We start from the raw sequence: 21175 nt of genomic DNA, 5'->3' as shown, positions 1-21175 counted from the left end.
TCCAATGACACGGAGGCGGCCCTACCCCATGGTGGCGCGCCGGGGTACCCGCCCCCGGAATGGGCCACCGGTCTCCCGCTGCTGCCGGCGCCGCGAGCGCAACCACTTCTCCACGCCGATGATGGGCAGGACAGCGGCGCCCACGAGCGCACACAGCCCCAACTCGGGGAGCGACAGGGGCGCGGTGTCGAACACCCGCTGCATGAAGGGCAGGTAGACGAACCCGAGCTGCAGCAGCACGAGCAGCCCGATGCCGGCGTAGACGACGGGGTTGCTGAAGAGGCCGATGCGGAAGACGGAGTCGCGCAGGGAGCGGCAGTTCAGCAGGTAGAAGATCTGGAACATGATGACCGTGGTGACGGCCATGGTCTGCGCCCCGGCGAGCGCCTGCTCATGCGCCATGCCCGCCCTCATGTCGGTGTTGTACTCCCAGAGGAAGAGCCCGGTGGCGCCGGCGCACATGAGCAGCGCGACCAGGCCGGTGCGCATCAGGACGAAGCGGCTGAGCACGGGCGCGTCGGGGTGCCGGGGGAGCCGCTGCATGACGTCCGGCTCGCGGGCCTCGAAGGCCAGGGGCAGCGCGAGCGCCACCGTGGCCACCAGGTTGATCCACAGCAGCTGGGTGGGAAGCATGGCCAGCAGCGGAACGTCCTCGCCGTCGAGCCGCATGATGGGGAAGAAGGCCACGCCGACGATGAGGATGAGGGCCAGCCCCAGGTTGGTGGGCAACACGAAGGCGAGCGACTTGATGAGGTTGTCGTAGACGCGCCGGCCCTCCTCCACCGCGGCGGCGATGGAGGCGAAGTTGTCGTCGGTGAGGATGATGTCCGCGGCCTCCTTGGACACGGCGGTGCCGGTGATGCCCATGGCCACGCCGATGTTGGCCTGCTTGAGCGCGGGCGCGTCGTTGACGCCGTCCCCCGTCATGGCCACCACGTGCCCCTCCTTCTGGAGGGCGCGCACCAGACGCAGCTTGTGCTCGGGCGCCACCCGGGCGAACACGTTGCAGGAGGTGGCCACCTCGCACAGCCGCGCCTCGTCCATCTCCGCCAGCTGTGCGCCCGTCACCGCCGCGCCCCCCTCGAGGATGCCGAGCTGCTCGCCAATGGCCTCCGCCGTCTTCGCGTGATCGCCGGTGATCATCTTCACGGCGATGCCCGCGGTGTGACAGGCCTCGACCGCGTGGATGGCCTCCTCGCGCGGCGGATCGATCATCCCCTGGAGCCCCAGGAACCGGAAGCCGCCTTCCACGTCCTCGAACCGCAGGCCGCCCTGCGAGGCGGGAACGGCGCTGCTCGCCACGGCCAGCACCCGCATCCCGCGGGAGGCCAGACGCTCCACCTCGGCGAGCACCTGGCTGGTGGCGGCTCCGTCGTTGGCGCAGCGGCGCAGAACCACCTCGGGCGCGCCCTTGAGGAGGATGAAACGGCCGCCCTGCCCGTCCTCGTTGAGGGTGGCCATGAACTGGTTCTCGGACTCGAAGGGGATGGCGTCCACGCGGGCATGGCGCTCGCGCAGCGCGTCCACCTTCAAACCGCCCTTCTCCGCGGCGACGAGCAGCGCCCCCTCGGTGGGATCGCCCGTGAGCTGCCAGGCGCCGTCCCTCGAGTGGACCGCGGCGTCATTGCAGAGCACGCCGGCCACGAGCAGCTCGCGGGCGTCCTCGGAGGGAGGACCGGGAGGCTGACCTTCCCGGCGCAGCTCGCCCTGGGGCGAGTAGCCCACGCCCGAGAGGGACCAGGTGCTGGAGGGCGTCCAGAGCGCCTGGACGGTCATCTCGTTGCGGGTGAGCGTGCCCGTCTTGTCGGAGCAGATGACGGTGGTGCTGCCGAGCGTCTCGACCGCGGGCAGCTTGCGGATGATGGCGCGGCGGGCGGCCATGTACTGCACGCCGATGGCCAGGGCGATGGTGACGATGGCGGGCAGACCCTCGGGGATGGCGGCCACGGCCAGCGTGAGGGCGGCCATGAGCGACTCGGCCACCGCGTAGCCGCGCAGCAGCCCCACGCCCAGGAGGACGAGCGAGATGACGAGGATGGAGACGGTGATGTAGCGGCTGATGACGGCGAGCGCCTTCGTGAGGGGCGTCTGGAGATCCACCGCCTCGCGCAGCATGTCGGAGATGCGGCCGAGCTCGGTGGCGCCACCGGTGGCCACCACCACCGCGGTGCCCGTGCCGTAGGTGACGTGGGTGCCGCCGAAGGCCATGTTCGTGCGGTCCCCGATGCCCGCGCTCGCGGCGACGGCCTCCACGCGCTTCTCCGAGGGAACGGACTCACCGGTGAGGGCGGCCTCCTCCACCTGGAGGTTGCGCGCGGCGATGAGCCGCACATCCGCGGGCACCTTGTCGCCCGAGGCGAGCAGCACCACGTCGCCGGGCACGAGCTCGGCGGCGGCCACGGTCTGCTTCTGGCCGTCGCGCAGGACGGTGGCGTTCTCCGGCACCATCTGCGTGAGCGCCTCGATGGCCTTGCCGGCGCGGAACTCCTGCACGAAGCCGATGAGGGTGTTGAGCACCACCACGGCGAGGACGATGAGGCCATCCGTCACCTTGCCCAGGACGATGGCCAGGGCCGACGACGCGAGCAGCACCCAGATGAGCGGGTTGTTCACCTGGCGCCACAGGAGCTTGAGCGGGCTCTCACCGGAGACGCGCTGCAACACATTGGGGCCATGGCGCTCGAGCCGGGCGCGGACCTCGGAGCCGGAGAGGCCGTCGCCGGGGCTGGACTGGAGCGTCTCGAGCACCACCTCGGAGGGTAGCGAGTGCCAGGGCTGACCTTGGGACGTCGGAGAGTCTGGGGATGACGCTGGCTTGCTCGGGTTCATGGGGCGCTCCTCACACAGGGACAATGTGTGAATGCCGCAAACCCGTGGCCAAAAGTCAATTTGTTGGAGATTCTTCGAGAAAACCGAGGGATTCCGGCCCGCTGCCGCCCGCCCCCCCGTGGAATCAGGTGAGGGAGCGGGCCAGCGAGGCCCGGCACGAGCGCACGGGAGGCGACTGACAGCCCCCCGCGGTCCCATGGAGCGGAAGGGACGTCAGCGCGCCCCTCCCGAGATCGCCGTGGAGGCGTCATCGGAGCTGAGCCCGAGCGCTCCCAGGGAGGTCAACACGGTCGCCGACACTGCCACCGTGTAGCCGGCGGGCGCGCCGATCGTCCGGGTGATGGCCTCGCAGGCCCCGTAGCTCACCGCCCCATTCACCGCCCCGAGCACCGTGCTGCGGCCGAGTTGGCTGTAGAGCGGATCTCCACTGCGGACGTTGCTCAGCACCTGCCCCATGTCGCCGCACGCCATGCCCGACACCGTCGAGGCCGTGAGCGAGATGCAGGCCTTGCCCAGCTTGCCGTACTCCCTGGCGCCGGGGATGGCGCGGGTGAGCCCCAGCTCCATCGTCCCGGAGAGGAAGCCGCCCACCGCGCTGCCGAGGAAGCCCTTGCCCATGGCTCCCAGCAGGCCCTTCACCGACCAGTCATCGTTGACGACGCCCTGCACGTTGTACCGGATGGCCGAGCGCATGGTGCCCTTGATGCCACTCTTGAGCATCTCGGACCCCAGCTTCTTCAGCGCGTTCTGGCTGGTGCTGGCACTGGTGCTGGCGCTGGCGGTGGTCGAGACGGCCCGGGCCCCCTGCTCCGCGCCCGCCTCCGCCCCGGCCGACAGCTCGGAAGCCCCCTCCGAGCCCGCCACGGCGGCCTCGCCGCCCCCCTCGGCCGCCGTGCCCACGGCGTCCGCGCTCCCCTCCACCGCCAGCTCGGTTCCCGCCTCCACGCCCACGTCCACCGCGACCTCGGCCGCATCCACCGCCACCGCCGCGCCCGCCTCGGCTGCTTCCGCCGCGACCAGGCTCGCATCGATGCTCGCCGCCACCGCGTCGGACGCCCCGAAGGTGAACACCGTCAGCGCCGCCCCCGCCACGCTCACCGCCGCGATGGCCGCGGACGTCGCCCCCATGGCGATCGTCGCCCCGGACACCTGCCCGGTGGAGTCCACGTTGCGCAGCGGGTCTCCTCCCACGAACACGTAGGGGCTCGAGTACTGCCGTGCCGGATCCGGGGCGAGGAAGCGCCGCAGGGACGGATCGTAGAGGCGCGCCACGAAGTTGTGGACCCTCAGCTCCGCGTCCCACTCCTGGCCCTGGTAGCCGAGGAAGAGCCGCCCGGTGTCGCCCTCGCTGGACACCAGCCCACCGAAGGCCGACCAGTCCCACCGCGCCACCCGCTTGCCCGATGCGTCGAGCAGGCCGTGGATGGTGTGCTGCGAGTCGCACACCGGGAAGCAACGGCCGCTGGCATCCGCCACCATCACCAGCCCGGTGGGGCCCCAGACCGCCACGGACAGCGCGCCATCCGTGCTCCAGAGGAGCGGAACGCTGCCCGCGCCGCAGTGCACGAAGCGGGTGCTCCCCCCGGCCACCTGGCGCAGGACGCGCTGGCCCTGCCCGCCGTAGGCCAGCCGCAGCACGGTGCTTCCCCGCGCCACGCGCACGGGCAGGCCGAGGCTGCGCTCGGTGACCGCGCTGAAGTCACCCCAGGCGGAGACGTACCCCGCGGCGGTCGTGGTGACGCTCGCGTGGCTGTCCCCGAGCGTCACCGAGCCCAGGCGGTTGCTGTGGCCCGCGAGCGTGGCGCTCAGGGAGGTGCCATCGAGCCGTGCGCCCAGGATGTTGCCGTTGGCGTCGTAGGAGGTGATCTGCTCGTCCCCCGCGCCCTGGCTGGGCTGGCAGCGCGTCAGCCGTCCGTTGCCGTCGTAGGTGCAGGTCCACTGCACCTCGCTCTCTCCGGCCCAGGTCTCCAGGAAGCCCGACACCGAGCCGTCCGCGGCCCGCCGGAGCGACTGGCTCCACACCGTCGCGCCGTCCACCGTGAGGCGCTGGCCCAGCGGCCAGCCCGCCCCCGTCCAGGTCAGCGTCCCCTGGAGCCTTCCCGCGCCGCGGTGCTCGGTCCACACCGCGCCGTCGGGCGTATAGGTGTAGCGCGCGATGTCATCCGCGCCCGGCGAGGTGCCGATCGTCTCCACCTGGCCCTGATCGTTGTAGCCGTAGTGGACGGCGGAGAGCGGACTGCCCTCGGGGAAGCGCAGCTCCACCAGCTCGCCCTGGGCGTTGTAGCCGTAGGTGATGGAGGCGCTGAAGGAGGTGTCGGCCGACACGTCCAGGTCCGCGCGCACCACGTGGCCGCTGGCGTCGTGCGCGAAGGACTCGGTGACGGTGGTGGCGCTGGAGAAGCCCTCGGGGGCGGACAGCGTGGTGGTGACGCGGGTGAGGTTGCCCAGCTCATACGGCCGCTGGCCATCACCGTCCCAGTCCCAGCGGCGGATCACCGTATGGGCCACGCCGCTGTCGGGCCAGCTCATGTCGTTGGCCCGGCCGGACAGGGTCTGATCATCCACGGAGTTATCGAGGGTGCCGAGCTCCACCAGGCGGCCACGCGCGTCGTAGCGCTGGTACACCAGCCCCTGCTCGCCCGCGTCGAGCGCGGGGGCGGCGAAGCGCACCTGTCCGTCGGCGGTGTACCAGAAGCGGGTGGTGCCGGTGTCGGGATCGCTCAGCCGGAGCTGCTGGCCGAGCGGGTTGAGGACGGACCGGCTCACGTAGGGCGAATCCACGGACGGCACGCCCGTGCCCCCGCCATTGGGGGTCTGCAGCAGGCGGGTGCTCACCCCGCCGTCGGACGCGCTGGCGTACGAGGTGACCTGGCTGGCCCGGCCGGTGGAGACGGAGCTCGCATCGAAGGTCTCCGCCGCGAGCGCCGACTGGGGACCGGACAGGGCGCGCTGGCTCTGGCGGCCCACCGGGTTGCGGGTGGTGTGCCGCGGGACGGAGCCCTCCCCCACCTGGGTGCTGCCATAAGCGAAGGAGGTGGTGGCACGGTCCGTCACGGAGGTGCTGTCCACCTGGGTGATGGCCAGGGCCTCGCTCGGGGCGCCCTGCTCGAGCTTGCGCTTGCGCGCGGAGGGCTCGTAGCGGGTGCCCGAGTACGGGAAGGCCCCATCCTCGTCCGCGTAGTAGTCCACGAGCGCCCCGGTCATCGCCCAGGAGCTGTCCAGGGTGTCCAGGAAGGCGCTCTCCTCGACGAAGTCCGGCCGGAACACCATGGGCGCGAGCGCGGTGTCCGGGCGGCAGGAGCCCGGGGCCATGCGGGTGGCGGCCACGGTGCGTCCCAGCGCATCGCGCACCACCTGGCTCACCCGCGCGTCGCTTCCCCACCGGTACTGGGTCTGGCGATCCTGGGTGGTGCCATCCTGCCAGTCCACCCGGAGACGAGGGGCCCTCAACAGGCCGAGGTTGCGCAGCCGGGCCTTGCCGCTGCCCGTGTCGAGGCGGATGGAAGTGAGGCCGCTGGCATCGAAGGCGCCGGAGAAGATCAACAACCCATCCACGACGAGCACGAGCTGGCCATCGGCGACCACCAGCATCCACAGCGCGCCGAGACTGGACGGCGTGCACAGCGCCTCCGGCCCTCCCGGCCAGGACCAGCCGTCATCCCAGCCCAGCGACAGCGCGCCGAGGCGGAATCCCATCCAGCCGCTGCCCTCCTCCCGCGCCACCTCCACCACCACCGCGAAGCCCTCCTCCACGGACACGGAGGCCTCGAGGGAACCCTGGAGCGTCAGCGCGCCGTCCGCGCGCGACCAGGTGCTGCCCGTCGAGGGGACCCAGCGCTCGGCCCAGTCATCTCCCTGGCGGAAGCCCTCCACCCGGCCTCCCCCGGCGGGCTGGAGGCTCCAGCTCGCGTTGGGGTGGCTCGAGGTGAAGTCATCGCCGGCGGTGGCCTGGCGCGACAGGCCGTTCACCGTCCATTCCTGGAGCTGCTCTCCCGGTCCGCTCTGGCCCACGCGTATGCCCGCGGCGCTGTAATGGTAGCGCGTGGTGCTCCCGCCCAGGCCGCTCTGCGCGGTCACCGAGCGGGCCACCGGATCCACCGTCTGCAACTGCAGGGAGGCCTCCTTGGGGCACACCGCCACCATGTCCACCAGGATCGCCGCCCCCGAGCCGTTGACCAGGGTGAGCGTGAGGTTCTCCGCCCGCGAGCCGAGCGTCACGGGCACGAGCACGTGCGTCCAGACTCCCTGACCCGTGAGGCTCTGCGCCGGCAGCGTCACGCCATCGGCGGTGGCGGTGAGCTGGAACGACGCGTCCCGGGCGGCGCGGATCCAACCCGACCAGACCAGGGTACCGGCGCTCGCGCCGAGCGAGACGGTGAGCGAGCCCCCCGCGGCCAGCGACAGCGAGCGCGTGCCCATCCAGCAGTCACTGGACCAGGAGCCCCCCTGGAAGGTGAAGCCCTCGCCGGAATCATCCGGCTCGAAGGAGTGGGCCCGCCAGTCCGCGAGCCGCGCCCCGTTGCAGCCGGCGATGGGCAGGGAGAGCTGGCTGCTCCGGCGGATGGAGCCCGGCACGTCGCCAGCGTCCACCTGCTCGGTGATGAGGCCGTAGGAGTCCCAGCCCGACACCTGGCCCAGGGACGTCCAGCCGCTCAGGCCGGAAGGATCGCTCCACGGGAAGGTGGGATCGGAGGTGCCATCCCAGGCGTAGCTGCCGGACTGGGCCGGCACGCTCACGCCCCGGCTGTTGGGGATCCCCACCGCGAGCGAGGCCGAGGCGGTGGTGGTCACCGCGGGCTGCTCGTCGGACCGCCAGGTGGTGCGCCTGCCCGCCTGCGCCGAGAGGATGTTGAGCGCCGCGTGGAGCGGGCTCACCGTGGCCGCGCCGGTGGTGAGGCTCGTGGAGGTCTCCCGGGTGCCGGTACTGCCGATCCGCGCCGAGGTGTTGCTCACCGCGCGCGAGGACCAGGGCGCCTCGAAGCCGTCCTGCACGTAGCCCGTGCTCCGGGTGACCTGGACCCCGTCCGTGTCGCGGGAGAGGGAGGTGCGCACCACGAAGCCGCCATAGAGGTCGAGCACGTCCGCGTCCGGCGCCTGGGGGCTGGCGGCGCGCTGCCGGTAGACCTCCCACGCCATGGAGAGAGTGCTCAGCGGCGTGCCGCTCGCGTCGCGCAGCTCCACCGAGGAGAGCAGTCCGTCGAGCATCACGTCCGAGCCCGCCGTGTCGCCGCCAATCCCGTTGATGTACGTGCTCCGCACGCTGCCGAAGGGGGTGCCGTCCGCGGTGCCGCTGCCCGGGAACACCGTGGTGGCGTAGTACTTGGCGACGGTGCCCGAGCTGTCACAGGCGGCCGAGCTGGCATCGGGCACGATGCGGGTGGTGCGCTGGCTCAGCCCGTCGTCCACGGAGAACGTGCGGACGGCGTAGTGGCGGATGTTGCCACTGAGCTGCGCGGTGGGGGTGGAGGGATCCGCGGTGAGGCTGTCCCCCGCGTAGCGCCGCAGGGTGAGGGTGGTGGCGTGGGAGAAGTCCTTCGTGCCCGCGGGGAAGGTGCACAGCGTGGCCTGGCCCGCGGCCGACTGCCCCGGACCGCCGTCGCTCAGCCGATCCTTCGTGAGCTCGATGGGCGAGCCGTGGAGGATGGCGCCATTGCCCAGCGGTGCCAGCCCGAGCGTCCACGCGTTCTCCGCGGAGGCGCTCTGCGTGTCCTCCACGTTGAAGGCGAGGAACATGGGGCCCTGGTTCACCAGCGTCTGGGTGTCCACCACGTAGCGGGTGGACTGGGCGTTGTTGTCGAGGGACTCGTTGACGAGCGCCTGGAGATCCTCTGGCGTTCCGGCCAGCGCGTCCGCCCAGCTCGGCGAGTTGCCACGGAAGTAGAGGTAGCTGCCCACCGTGGCCCAGTCGCCACTGCCCGCGTTGGGCCAGGACTGCACCGGGCCCGCGGGGCCCGAGGCCTTGGGCAGCGGGGCGCTGGGGGTGATGGGCTGGAGCCGCGCCCAGTCACTTCCGTCGTAGGCCAGGGCCTTCACCACGGGGATCGCGGTGCTGCTGGCGAGCGACACACACAGGGACAGGGCCGCGCTGTGGCTGTAGCGCGCCATGTAGCCGGTCTGGTTGGTGCAGAGACTCGAGTTGAGCACCCACGTGCTCCCGTCGAAGCGGAAGACCCACGGCCCGACGGCCACCACCGTGTCCTCGACCACCACGGGCACGCCCAGGGGAGGAGTCACCTCGCTCGGCACGGTCCCGGAGAGGAAGCTGGGGTACGTGTAGACGCCGAGCTGGTGCCGGGCGTCCCACTGGTAGAGGGAGAGCGCGATCCGGGGGCTGGTGCTCGAGCCGGTCTGGTAGGCCACCGCCACCATCGACTCGCCGGGAGTGAGGGCGATGGGCGTGGAGAGGTTGACGCTCGAGGGCCACCAGGCGGGCCGGGAGGTGGACGCGCTCGTGGTCCACGTGCCCGTGGCGTCCACCCAGGAGAGCGTGGCGGTACCATCGGCCTCGAGCAGGAAGTAGTGGCTCGCCGCGCAGGTGAGCCAGAAGGCCTGGTTGGGCAGGTTCGGATGGGAGGTGTGGTTCCAGCGGCGCTCGCTGAAGCTCCACGTGTAGCGATCGAGCTTCGCCGCGCTGGAGCCGGACTGGGTGCCCATCAACACGAAGTCCTGGCCCGCGAGGTGGACGATCTTGTCGGCGCCGGCCGCCACGGTGGTGAGCACCACGGGCGAGCCACCGTCCTCGCCGAGCGTGCCATCGGGCTGGACGGGCGCGAAGGACCAGGGCCGGGCCGGGTCGCGCGAGAAGAGGTACAGCGAGCAGGAGTTGCTCGCGCGCTCCACCGACAGGGAGAAGAAGTCCCGTCCGCAGCACACCTGGAGCGTGTCGAGCAGGATGGCATCCGTGGTCAGGGTCTGGGGATCGCCGCTGGCGATCCATCGGCCCTGCCAGGTGTGGAGCTGCACCGACAGCCGGGTGGGTGACGAGCTGTACCAGACCACCACCGCGTAGTCGGAGCCGTACCAGATGCGCGGCGTCCCGGTGGCCTGGCCGTTGGACGTGTCCGGGCTCGAGACGATGACATCGCGCTGGCAGACATCGAGCTCCTGCGCGGTATAGCTGTACCGGGCCACCGCGCCGCCCGGAGTCGTCAGGCTGGCGAGCGCGCCGGGCGCGTAGCCGTCCGCGGACGCGTCGGTGAAGTACGTGAAGCGGGTCGCCGGCTGCTCGACGCCATCGGCCCCGCGCACCTGGAGGGAGGTCAACAGGCGCTTGGCGCAATCTCCGGCGAGCCGGCCCGTGGCCCGCGTCAGGTTCACCACCGCGGGATCAGCGCCGCCGGGAGTGGGCTCATAGCCGAACGAGACCCCGAACAGCTCCGTCCCGTCCGTCTCCACCACGGAGATGCCGGAGAGGTAGCGGGTCTCGTACGCGTCCTGCCACGCGTTGGGGCTGTCGTCGGGCGTGTCCTTGTGGGGATCCGCGTATTCGCGCGCCCGGTCATCGTCGTTGCTCCACAGCTTGTCGCCGTAGCTGAAGCAGGCGCGGCGCCCGAACACGTCGGTGATGGTGGTGAGGTAGACGGCCTTGGTGTAGGCCAGCCCGGTGCTGCTCCCCACCCGCTGCTCCACCCCGTCGTAGGCGTAGCGAACCGCGTCGCCCCAGATGTCCCTCACACTCTCCAGGTACCAGGCCCGGGCCGAGCGCTGCTGCCCGGCCGTCGTGACGCTCGGACCCTTCCAGAGGGGAGCCCCCTCCCCGCTCGACCACACCACCGACCAGGCGATGCTGTTGGAGCGTCCCGTGGAGGTGCTGCCCGGGGCGAGCCCTCCGTAGCTCTTCACCACTCCGGTGTCGTCGGTGATGGCCCAGCGCTCATAGGGGGCGTAATAGATGATGCGCCAGAAGGCATAGTTCTGGAGCTGGAAGCTCTGCCCTCCATCCAGCACCGTCACCACATCCCCCAGGAGCAGGCGGAAGAGGCGCTGCTCGCCGTCGTCCGAGAGGAGCCAGCTCCCATCCGCCTGGAGACTCGCCCGGGCCGTGGCGGACAGCACCGTGCCGAAACGGGCGAACCCGCTCACGAGCCCCGCGGGCACCACCGCGCCGTCCACCAGCCCCGAGGCCTCGCTCGTGGCGAGGCTGAAGAGGCCAGGCGCCTGCGGCTCGGCGATCAGATCCGCCCCACTCCCCTGCGTCACCAGCTGGTACTGGCGCGACTCGGGGGTGAGCCCGGAGCGCAGCTCGATCCGCTCGAGCGGCAGGCTCCACCCCAATCCCAGCACTCCGGTGGGCTGGGCGCGGTTCCAACTCCAGGCCTGCAGGGTGACGTTGCTCTGGTAGAGCAGCGTCACGCTCACGTCGAGCGCCTGATCATCCGAGCGGCCCGGCATGGTGAACAGGGGTTGACTCAGGTTCACATCACCCCTGAACAGGTTGACATTGCTGCGCACGTCGCCGACGGAGGTCGCGTCGAGCTGAAAACCACGGATGGAAGGCGCGGAACCGGACATGGCTATCCCTGCAGGCTTGGAGGAGGAGACGTCGGGGAGTGGGGGGATGGGGCTCAGGACTGCGTCTTCACCGCGCCGATGACCACGTAGTCGGCGTAGGAGAGGTTGTCGTCCTGGCGGTTGTTTTCGTCGTCCTGCATGAAGGGCTGCGGCGACTGGAACACGAACGTCTTCTTGTCCGGCTGGAGCCCCGCGTTGGAGCCGGTCGGCGAGTAGAAGTTGTTGTAGGACACGCTCATCTTCTTCACCTTGTGATCGTTGTTCCCGGAGTACTGCGCATTGAACCCGACCAGCAGCGCCTGGGCCATGGTGACCTCGTTGCTGAACGTCACGCTGGTCGCACCTTTCGCCTTGGCGCGGAAGGCCTTGATCTCGAAGACGGGCGAGTAGCTGGCATCCGCGAGCAGCGCACCGTAGAGCGACAGGTTCGTGGCCTTGGTCTTGGTGCTCTCCGCGAGCACGCAGGTGCCGCCGAGCGTGGCGACGTTGCCACTGTTGAGATAGGCGGTGACCGTCGCGCCGATCTGGTTCACGCTCTGATCCGAGCCCGAGTAGCTCATCGAGAAGCCGGACAGCAGGCCGGTGAGCGAGGGGGACTCGACGGTCAGGGGGATCTGCTCGCTCGTCCCGCCGCTGGAGAAGCCGGGGGGGTTGGCCATCGTCACCTGCGAGTACGGGCCCGGCAACGCCGCGATGAGGATCACCTGGGTGTAGACATTGCCCGTGTGGTGGTTGTCGTCCTCGAACGTGCCCGTCACGGTGCCCGTGATGGTGGACCTGCCATTGGCCGTGGACAGGGAGATCCCCGTCAGGGACACGCCCATGCTGAGGATGTTGTTGTCATCGTCTCCGTAGTCGAAGACGAATCCCGCCAGGCCCAGACAGAAGCTGTTGCTGACGATGACGCCGTCCACGGTGAAGCTGAACTGACCACCGATGGGGATGTCATAGGCGAGTTGAACGACACCATACGAGTCGGGCACGAGAGTCTCCTGGGTTGGAAGCAGCGGGCGCCCCAGGAGCAAGGCGTATGCCGCGCGGGACACACGGCGGAGAACGGGGCCGTCCCTCGGGGAACTCGCGAGAGGTCCGCCCGGGGAGCCGCGGGAGCCAACCGTGCGGCGAGTCCGACTAACCGAACGGTTACACCCCGGGTGGGTTATAGTGCTCCGCCGTCGTCAAGGAGTGACGGTTGACCCCTCGTCTCATCGCGTTGAGCGGCTCGCATCAGGGCGCTTGCTGGGAGCTCGGGCTCGAACCCCTCGTCCTCGGCCGCCAGTCGGACTGCCAGGTGCGGCTCGCCGATCCGGTGGCGTCGCGCCGCCACTGCGAGCTGCGCACCGAGGGCGGGCACTGGTGGCTGAGGGACCTCGACAGCCGCCACGGCACCTTCGTCAATGGAGTGCCCACGCGGGAGCGGCGGCTGGAGCACACCGATGTGCTCCAGGTGGGTGACAGCGCCTTCCTCTTCTTGTGCGACGACGTGCCGCGGCCTGCCGCTGGGGTGGAGGCCCCGCCTCCGGACGCCGCCTCGTGGAGCACCGTACAGCGGCGGCCCGAGGACGTGCTGTACCTCCAGCCGCGGCGGCTCCAGGCGGCACTGGCCGGCTCGGCGGGCCCGGGCACCGGCCGCATCGCCTCGGATCTCCAGGCCCTGCTCGAGTTGAGCACCGCGGTGCATGAGCTCCAGCGGGTGGAGCAGCTGGCGGCGCGCGTCCTGGAGTTGCTGCTGGCCGTCCTGCCGGCGGAGCGCGGCGGCGTCCTGCTGTGCGAGCCGGGCTCCCGGGAGACCGTGGCCGTCGCCTCCCACGACCGGCGCGGCCGAGGCGGCGCATCCTTTCCCATCAGCGCCACGCTGGTGGGCCGCGTGCTGGAAGGCCAGGGGGGGTGCCTGTACACGGACGTGGCGGTGGACGGTGGGCTGCGCGAGTCCGAGAGCCTGCGCGAGGCAGCCGTGCGCTCGGTGCTCTGCGCGCCCCTGCCGGGACGCCAGGGGCCGCTGGGCCTGCTCTACTTCGACACCTCCTCGGGCCACGCCTTCAGCGAGCACCACCTGGAGCTGCTCACGGCGGCGGCCGTCATCTCCTCCCACGGCCTGGCCAACGCCCAGCACCTGGCCCGTCTGGAGCGGGAGAACCAGCGCTTGCAGGGGGCCGGCCTGGAGCACGGCGTGGTGGGCGAGAGCGCCGCCATGCAGCGCCTCTTGCGGTTCATCTCCCGTGCCGCGCCCGCGGACTCGACGGTGCTGCTGCGCGGCGAGAGCGGGACGGGCAAGGAGGTGGCCGCGCGCGCCCTGCACAAGGCCAGCCCGCGGGCCGCCGCGCCCTTCGTCGCCATCAACTGCGCCACGCTCTCGGAGACGCTGCTGGAGAGCGAGCTGTTCGGCCACGAGAAAGGCGCCTTCACCGGTGCCGTGGCGCGCAAGGAGGGCAAGCTGGAGCTGGCCCACGGCGGCACCCTCTTCCTCGACGAGGTGGGCGAGCTCCCCCCTCCCCTCCAGGCCCGGCTCCTGCGCGTGCTCCAGGAGCGGGAGTTCGAGCGCGTGGGTGGCACCCGCCCCCTCCAGGTGGACGTGCGCCTCATCGCCGCCACCAACAGGGATCTCGAGGCGGCCCTGCGCGAGGGCCGCTTCCGCGAGGACTTCTTCTATCGCCTGAATGTCATCTCCTTCACCCTGCCCTCCCTGCGGGAGCGGCGCGAGGACATCCCCCTGCTGGCGCGCCACTTCGCCCGGCTCCACGGCGAGCGGTTGCGCCACCGCGCCGTGAGCCTCTCACCCGCCGCCCTCCGCGCCCTCGAGTCCTACGACTGGCCCGGGAACATCCGCCAGCTCGGCAACGTCATCGAGCGCGCCGTGGTGCTGGGCGCCGACGAGCTCATCCAACCCGAGGATCTGCCCGACGAGGTGCTCGAGGGCAGTGGCTCCGCGCCCAGCGACTTCCAGGCCACCGTCACCTCCACGAAGAAGAAGAGCATCCTCGACGCCATGGAGAAGGCCCGGGGCGACTACCGCGAGGCGGCGGCGCTGCTCGGCATCCACGTCAATTCGCTGCACCGGCTCATCCGCAACCTCGGCCTCAAGTCCCACCTCCCCCGCGCCACACCTTCCCATCGTGACTGAGACTCCCGACATCTTCCGCCTGGGTGGATACCGCATCGAGTCCCTGCTCGGCCGTGGCGGGATGGGCGAGGTCTACCTCGCCTACGACGAGCGCCTGCACCGACACGTGGCCCTCAAGCGCATCCGCGCGGATGGCCCCATCGACGAGCAGGTCCGCGCCCGCTTCCGCCGGGAGGCGCAGGCCGCCGCGCGCCTCAACCACCCCGCCATCGTCCAGATCTACGACATCCTCGACACCGAGCACGGCGACTGCATCGTCATGGAGTACGTCGCCGGGGAGTCGGTGGCGGCGCTCGTGAGGAGGGAGCCGCTCGCGCTCGCCCGGGCGCTGCGGCTCGCCAGCGCGGTCGCCGACGGGCTGGGCGAGGCCCACGCCAAGGGCCTGGTGCACCGGGATCTCAAGGCGGAGAACGTCCTCGTCACGTCCGCGGGGCAGGTGAAGATCCTCGACTTCGGGCTGGCGCTGCCGCTGTGGGGAAACTCCCCGTCGCCCGCGCTGACGCAGGAGGGCGCACTGCTCGGCACGGTGCACGCCATGTCACCGGAGCAGGCCAGTGGCCGTGCCGTGGATCACCGCTCGGACATCTTCGCGCTCGGCGTGCTCCTCTATGAGCTCATCACGGGCCGCTCCCCCTTCCGGGGCGCCAACCTGCTCGACACGCTGCGGCGGGTGACGAGCGAGGCGCCCGTGCCGCTCACGCAGGTGAGGCCCGAGGTGCCCGGGGAGCTGGTGGCGCTCGTCGAGCGGTTGCTCGAGAAGGAGCCCGAGCGCCGGCCGCAGAGCGCGCGCCTGGTGGCGGCGGAGCTCGCGGCACTCGCTGGCCGGGTGTCCGGGGAGGCACCGCCCCTCGCCCTGGAGGGAGCGACACCGCGGCCCGCGCCAGCGTCGGGAAAGGCCTCCGGTGACGAGCCCACCGCGTCGCGCGTCCGGGAGGCCGGGGTGGCGCCCGTCCCACCCGGCTCCGCCCCGGATGCGCCCCCCTCCGACAGCGCGCCGGAGACGGACTGGCGGCCCGAGGAGGGACAGGCCCTGCCCCGCCGTCCCCATTGGCGGCTCCAGGAGCGGTTGGGGGAAGGGGGCTTCGGCGACGTGTGGCTGGCGGCGCACGCGGTCACCGGTGAGCGCCGGGTCTTCAAGTTCTGTTTCCAGGCCGAGCGGCTGCGCGCGTTGCAGCGCGAGGTGACGCTCTTCCGCCTTCTCAAGGAGGCGTTGGGCGAGCGCGAGGACATCGCCCGCCTGCTCGACTGGAGCTTCGACGCGCCCCCCTACTTCCTCGAGTCCGAGTACACCGCGGGTGGCTCCCTGCTCGACTGGGCGGCACGCCAGGGTGGACTGGGAGCGGTGCCGCTCGCGACCCGGTTGGAGCTCGTCGCGCAGGTGGCCACCGCGCTCGCCGCGGCCCACTCGGTGGGTATCCTCCACAAGGACATCAAACCGGCCAACGTGCTCGTCCACACCCAGCCCGGGGGCACGCCCTCCATCCGCCTCACGGACTTCGGCATCGGGCTGCTCACGGACCGGAGCGTGCTGGAAGCCCAGGGCATCACCGCGCTCGGCTTCACGGCCGGCGATGGACGGGGAGCGGACCCCAGTGCCGGGACGCCGCGCTACCTCGCTCCCGAGGTGATGAGTGGCCAGCACCCCACCCTCCAGGCCGACATCTACGCCCTGGGCGTGCTGCTCTATCAGATGGTGGTGGGGGACTTCTCGCGCCTGCTCGCGCCCGGCTGGCAGCGGGACGTGGAGGACGCGCTGCTGGCCGAGGACATCGCCAGCTTCGTGGATGGAGATCCACGGCGGCGCACGAGCGATGCGCGCGAGGTGGCCGAGCGGTTGCGGAACCTCGAGCAGCGCCGCGCACAACGCGAGGCCCAACAGCGCACGCAGCTCGCGCTCGAGCGGGCCCGGAGACGCCGCGCGCTGGCCGCGTGGGGCGCCGCCGCGCTGTCCATCATGCTCGCGGTGGTGTCCGTCTTCGCCGTGCGCGCGGTTCGTGCCGGCGAGCAGGCACGGGCCGCCCGCGCGGAGGCGGAGGTGCGGCGGCAACAGGCGGATCGGCTCATCTCCTTCATGCTGGGGGACCTGTACGGCAAGCTCGAGCCCCTCGGCAAACTCGGCATCCTGCAGGACGTGGGAGACAAGGCGCTGGAGTACCTCGCCACGCTGCCGGAGGGAGAGCAGTCCCCCGAGGAGTTGATGCAGCGCTCCAAGGTGCTGGGGCAGATCGGCCAGGTGCGCTTCGGCCAGGGCCGGTTCGCGGAGGCCTCGAGGGCCTTTGTCGAGTCGCTCCAGGTGGCCCGGGAGCTCGTGGCCCGGGAGCCGGACAAGGGCGAGTGGCTGTTCGCGCTCGGCCAGAGCGAGTACTGGGTGGGCTTCGCGCTGACGCAGCAGAAGGATCCGAAGAGCGCCCTGGGGCACTTCGAGGCCTACCTGGACGTCTCGCGGCGGCTGGTGGCGATGGATGCGCGCAACACCGACTGGCAGCTGGAGCTGGCCTATGCGCACAGCAACATCGCCTCCATCCAGCAGTTGCTGGGAGACGGGCAGGCGGCGAGCAGCGCGCTGGGAGCGAGCGCCACCATCATGGAAACGTTGCGCGCGCAGCGTCCGGACGACGTGCTGCTCCAGCGCGAGCTGGCCCAGGTGTACGCGAAGCTCGGTGCCGCCGCGAGGAGCCGGGGGGAGCTGCCCGAGGCGTTGAAGTGGTCCCGGCAGAACCTCACGCTGCTGGAGTCCCTGTCCACCCAGGCACCAGAGGACGCGGGCCTGCGGCGGCTGCTGGGGATTGCCCGCAGCCACGTGGGGGACATCCTGCTCTACCAGGGGGACACGCGGAGCGCGCTGGCGCAGTACGAGGCGGAGCTCGACACGGCCCGGCGCCTCTCCGAGCATGACGCGGCCAACGTCACGTGGCGGGGTGAGCTGCTGTCGCGCTACGAGAAGGTGGGGCGCTGCCACCGGGTGCTGGGGAACCTGGCCGCCGCGCGCGGCATGTTCGACACGGAGCTGCGCATCGCCACGGAGCTGCTGGCGAAGTCACCCGAGCACCGGGGGTGGCGATTCGCGCTGGCGCGGAGCCACATCTCGCTCGCCACCGTGGACGAGGCGCAGCGGGGCCAGGAGGCGCGGGCTCGCGGCCACCTGAGGGAAGCCCTGGCGATGCTGGAGAAGCTGGGGGTGGAGGCACCGGCGGAGCGCGACTTCCCGCTGTGGCGGGCCTCGGGCCTGTGGCAGCTCGGCCGGCTCGAGGCGCGCTCCGGGGCCTCCTCCCGTGCGCGTACGGCCTGGGAAGAGGCACTCGCCTTGCTCGGCCCCGAGGGGAAGTCCCCGGAGCCCCATGCGCTCGACATCCGGGCCCGGCTGCTGTTGGGGCTCGGCCGCGCGGACGAGGCCCGCCCGCTGCTCGAGGCGCTGGACAGGATGGGCTACGGAGACGAGGAGTCGCTACGGGTCCGCCGCGTGCTCGTCGCCGGAGAAGGCGTCGTCCCGGCGCGAGCGGGCCCGTAGCAGCCGCTTCGCACCCGCCGCCTGTCAGGCGCCCATGTGACTAATTAGGTAGGCAAAATATTCTTTATAAAAAGGAACGAAGCCAGAAGTGGTGGGAGAGGACTCCCACTTGTGGCACCGGGGCTTGCCTCACCCATCGAGCCGCAGGCGTTGTATCCCGCCGTCCCCTTCGGCGGCTGTCCTCCGAAACCTGACCGACTGTCGGACTGATTCTGGCTGTGCGCTGAGCATCGCTGGGCTTCCCGGACGCGCTCATCACGAATTGAGTCCTGACAAGCCCTGGGGCAACGCGCCACGGAGCAATGTCCTAAACGACCGATCACGATTCTCGAACGGGTAGCACCCCTGGCTGCCGGGACGTTCCCTCGGAGGGCGTGCCTCCGAGGCCAGGAGAGGTGAGCGAGAATCATGAACCCTGGTTTAGAATCACGGAGTGGCCATCGGGAACGAAATCATCAACTTCCGCTCCGAGCGGGGGCGTCACGGGGATTTGCTCGGGCGGGAGGCCATCATGGCCGAACTAGACCGACTGCTGGGGCAAGGAGGGGACTCGCGCGGATGGGTGCTCGTTAAGGGCGGCCCCGGCATGGGTAAGAGCGCCATCCTGGCCCACTACCTCAAGCGGATGGATCGCTCGGAGCAGCGCGTCCCCCACCACTTCCTGCGGCGCGGAGTGCAGGGCTGGGATCGTCCCGAGGTGGTGGCCCGAAACCTCGCGGCCCAAGTGGAGGCGCTGTTCCCCGCGCAGGCCCAGCCTGACGCCCGGCCCGAATTGCGTCTGCAGGAGAACCTGCAACGCGTCTCGGACGAGGTGCTCGTCCCACGCGGAGAGCGACTGCTGCTCCTCATCGATGGTCTCGACGAGGCCGAGCCCGTGGCAGTCGGGCTGAACCCGCTCCCGCACTTCCTCCCCGATGTCCTGCCTCAGGGGGTCCGCGTCCTCTGTGCTTCGCGGCCCACCTATCCGTATCTCTCCTGGTTGGAGGCCAAGGACAGCGTCCGCTGCATCGACCTGGATGATGACCGCTGGGCAGCCTCAAATGAGCAGGTCGTGCGTCGGTACTGGGAGCAGTCTTCGCTCCGCGTCGAGCCGACGCTTGTCGCGGAGGCCGTACGCAATGCCCAGGGAAACATCCTCTATACCATCAAACTCTTCGATTGGTTCCAGCAGCAGCCGCCTGAGCGACGCCGGGCGGAGCTATTGCCCCAGGGCTTGGAGGCCTTCCTCGTCCAGTCCTGGCAGCAGTTCGTGGCCCTCCCCGAGCACGAGCGGACGGTGGCGTTCACAGGGCTCGGGTTGATCGCTGCGGCCCGCGAGGCCTTGCCGCACTCGGTACTCGCGGCCGTCGCGGGCTGGCGAGACGTGGAGACAGGAGAGCGCTTCCTCCGCGCGACACGACCGTTCCTCCTAGAGGAGCCGGAGCACTGGGGAGGCGAGCGCGCATGGCGGCCCTTTCACGAGTCCTTCCGTGAATTCATCACCCGCAGGCTGGGGGTGGAGGGGATGCGCCAGGAGCACCGCCGTCTGGCGGAGTACCTCTGCGCGTGGCCAGTGGAGGCGGTAGGGAATGACTTCCGTCGGCGCTACGTCTTGCACCACGGCGTGGTGCACTGGCTGGAGGCGGGATACTGGCAACGGGTGCGCTCGCTCTGCACCAACCTCGGCTATCTCGAAGCGAAGTGCCAGGAGGCTGGAATCTCCGCCGTCGAGGATGCTCTGTCGAGATCGGCCGAAGCCGCCAGCGGAGATGACCAGGGGCTTCTCCGAGAGTTACTTCGGGCCGTGCGAGGCGGATCGCATTGGTCTCGGCGAGATCCAGGCGCCCTGGCGCTGCTCGTTTACAACTGGCTTCGGTCCTCGGGTTGGACAGAGGACCAGATCAAGGAGACTTTAAGGTTTCCAGAGGGGCTTCCCACCCTCCGCCTCCGACACCCCGCGAGGCTGAGCAGAAACGAAATCCGCACGATCCTGGGCCACTTGAGCACGGTGAACGCCTGCGCGGTGTTGCCCGATGGCCGGCGCGCCCTCTCCTCCTCCGCCGACGGCACGCTCAAGCTGTGGGACCTGGAGACGGGCCGCTCCCTGTTCACACTGAATGGCCACTCGGACAGGGTGAAAGCTTGCGCGGTGCTGCCCGATGGCCGGCGCGCCCTCTCTGCCTTAGAGGACGGCACGCTCAAGCTATGGGACCTAGCGACGTGCGACACTTTGTTCATGCTGAGGGGCCACTCGGGCGTGGTGAACGCCTGCGCGGTGCTGCCCGATGGCCGACGCGCCCTCTCCGCCTCAGAGGACGGCACGCTCAAGCTATGGGACCTGGAGACGGGCCGCCCCCTGTCCACGCTGAAGGGCCACTCGGACAGGGTGAAAGCCTGCGCGGTGCTGCCCGATGGTCGGCGCGCCCTTTCCGCCTCTGCCGACCGCACACTCAAACTGTGGGACCTGGAGACGGGCCGCCCCCTGTCCACACTGGAGGGCCACCTGGGCACGGTGTACGCATGTGCGGTGCTGCCCGATGGCCAGCGCGCCCTCTCCGCCTGTGCCGACGGCATGCTCAAACTATGGGATCTGGAGATGGGCTTCAGCCTGTCCACACAGAAGGGCCACTTGGACAGGGTGAAAGCCTGCGCGGTGCTGCCCGATGGCCGGCGTGCCCTCTCCGCCTCCGCCGACTGCACGCTCAAGCTGTGGGACCTGGAGACGGGCCGCTCCCTATCCACGCTGAAGGGCCACTCGCATGTGGTGAATGCCTGCGCGATGCTGCCCGATGGTCGGCGCGCCCTCTCCGCCTCCGCCGACTGCACGCTCAAGTTGTGGGACCTGGAGACGAGCTGCCTCCTGGCCACGATAGATGGCCACTCGAACAGTGTGAGCGCCTGCGCGGTGCTGCCCGATGGCCGGCGCGCCCTCTCCGCCTCCTTCGACGGTACACTCAGACTGTGGAACCTGGAGACGGGCCGCCCCCGCACCCTGGCCATGCTGAAGGGCCACTTGAGCGCGGTGTACGCCTGCGCGGTGTTGCCCGATGGCCGGCGCGCCCTCTCCGCCTCCGCCGACTGCACGCTCAAGCTGTGGGACCTGGAGACGGGCCGCTCCCTATCCACGCTGAAGGGCCACTCGCATGTGGTGAATGCCTGCGCGGTGCTGCCCGATGAGCCTGCCCCGGTTTTGTGGACACACCTCATAAGTCGGCTACACGGGAGGT

6 protein-coding genes are annotated in these 21175 nt (G+C 70.6%); 3 read left to right on the top strand and 3 right to left on the bottom strand.

Annotated features, from left to right (window positions below; translation table 11 throughout):
- Positions 1-21 precede the first annotated feature (21 nt).
- The 3 genes from AC16DP_RS41040 to AC16DP_RS41030 all read right to left on the bottom strand — a co-directional run bounded on the left by AC16DP_RS41040 (position 22) and on the right by AC16DP_RS41030 (position 12323).
- Positions 22-2829, bottom strand: a complete 2808-nt coding sequence (locus AC16DP_RS41040; RefSeq protein ID WP_483956987.1) for a cation-translocating P-type ATPase — start codon at positions 2827-2829, stop codon at positions 22-24.
- A gap of 213 nt (positions 2830-3042) precedes the next feature.
- Positions 3043-11340: an RHS repeat domain-containing protein gene (locus AC16DP_RS41035; protein ID WP_483956986.1), complete on the bottom strand. Its 8298-nt coding sequence runs from the start codon at positions 11338-11340 to the stop codon at positions 3043-3045.
- Between the two features lie 53 nt (positions 11341-11393).
- Complete coding sequence (locus AC16DP_RS41030) at positions 11394-12323, bottom strand: hypothetical protein (RefSeq protein WP_483956985.1); 930 nt, start codon at positions 12321-12323, stop codon at positions 11394-11396.
- Positions 12324-12532: 209 nt separating this feature from the next.
- Between AC16DP_RS41030 and AC16DP_RS41025 the strand changes: the two genes are divergently transcribed.
- From AC16DP_RS41025 to AC16DP_RS41015, 3 genes are all read left to right on the top strand, one after another.
- Complete coding sequence (locus AC16DP_RS41025; protein ID WP_483956984.1) at positions 12533-14461, top strand: sigma 54-interacting transcriptional regulator; 1929 nt, start codon at positions 12533-12535, stop codon at positions 14459-14461.
- On the top strand, positions 14454-17969 hold the full coding sequence (locus AC16DP_RS41020) for a protein kinase domain-containing protein (protein WP_483956983.1): 3516 nt from the start codon (positions 14454-14456) through the stop codon (positions 17967-17969). The genes AC16DP_RS41025 and AC16DP_RS41020 overlap by 8 nt, the downstream gene beginning before the upstream one ends.
- Before the next feature lie 433 nt (positions 17970-18402).
- On the top strand, positions 18403-21175 hold a 2773-nt coding region (locus AC16DP_RS41015), incomplete at its 3' end, for an AAA family ATPase (RefSeq protein WP_483956982.1).

It is taken from the genome of Archangium sp. (genome assembly GCF_057119385.1).
Note: the sequence above shows the minus strand (reverse complement) of the source record. Positions and strands in the feature narration are given on the sequence as shown.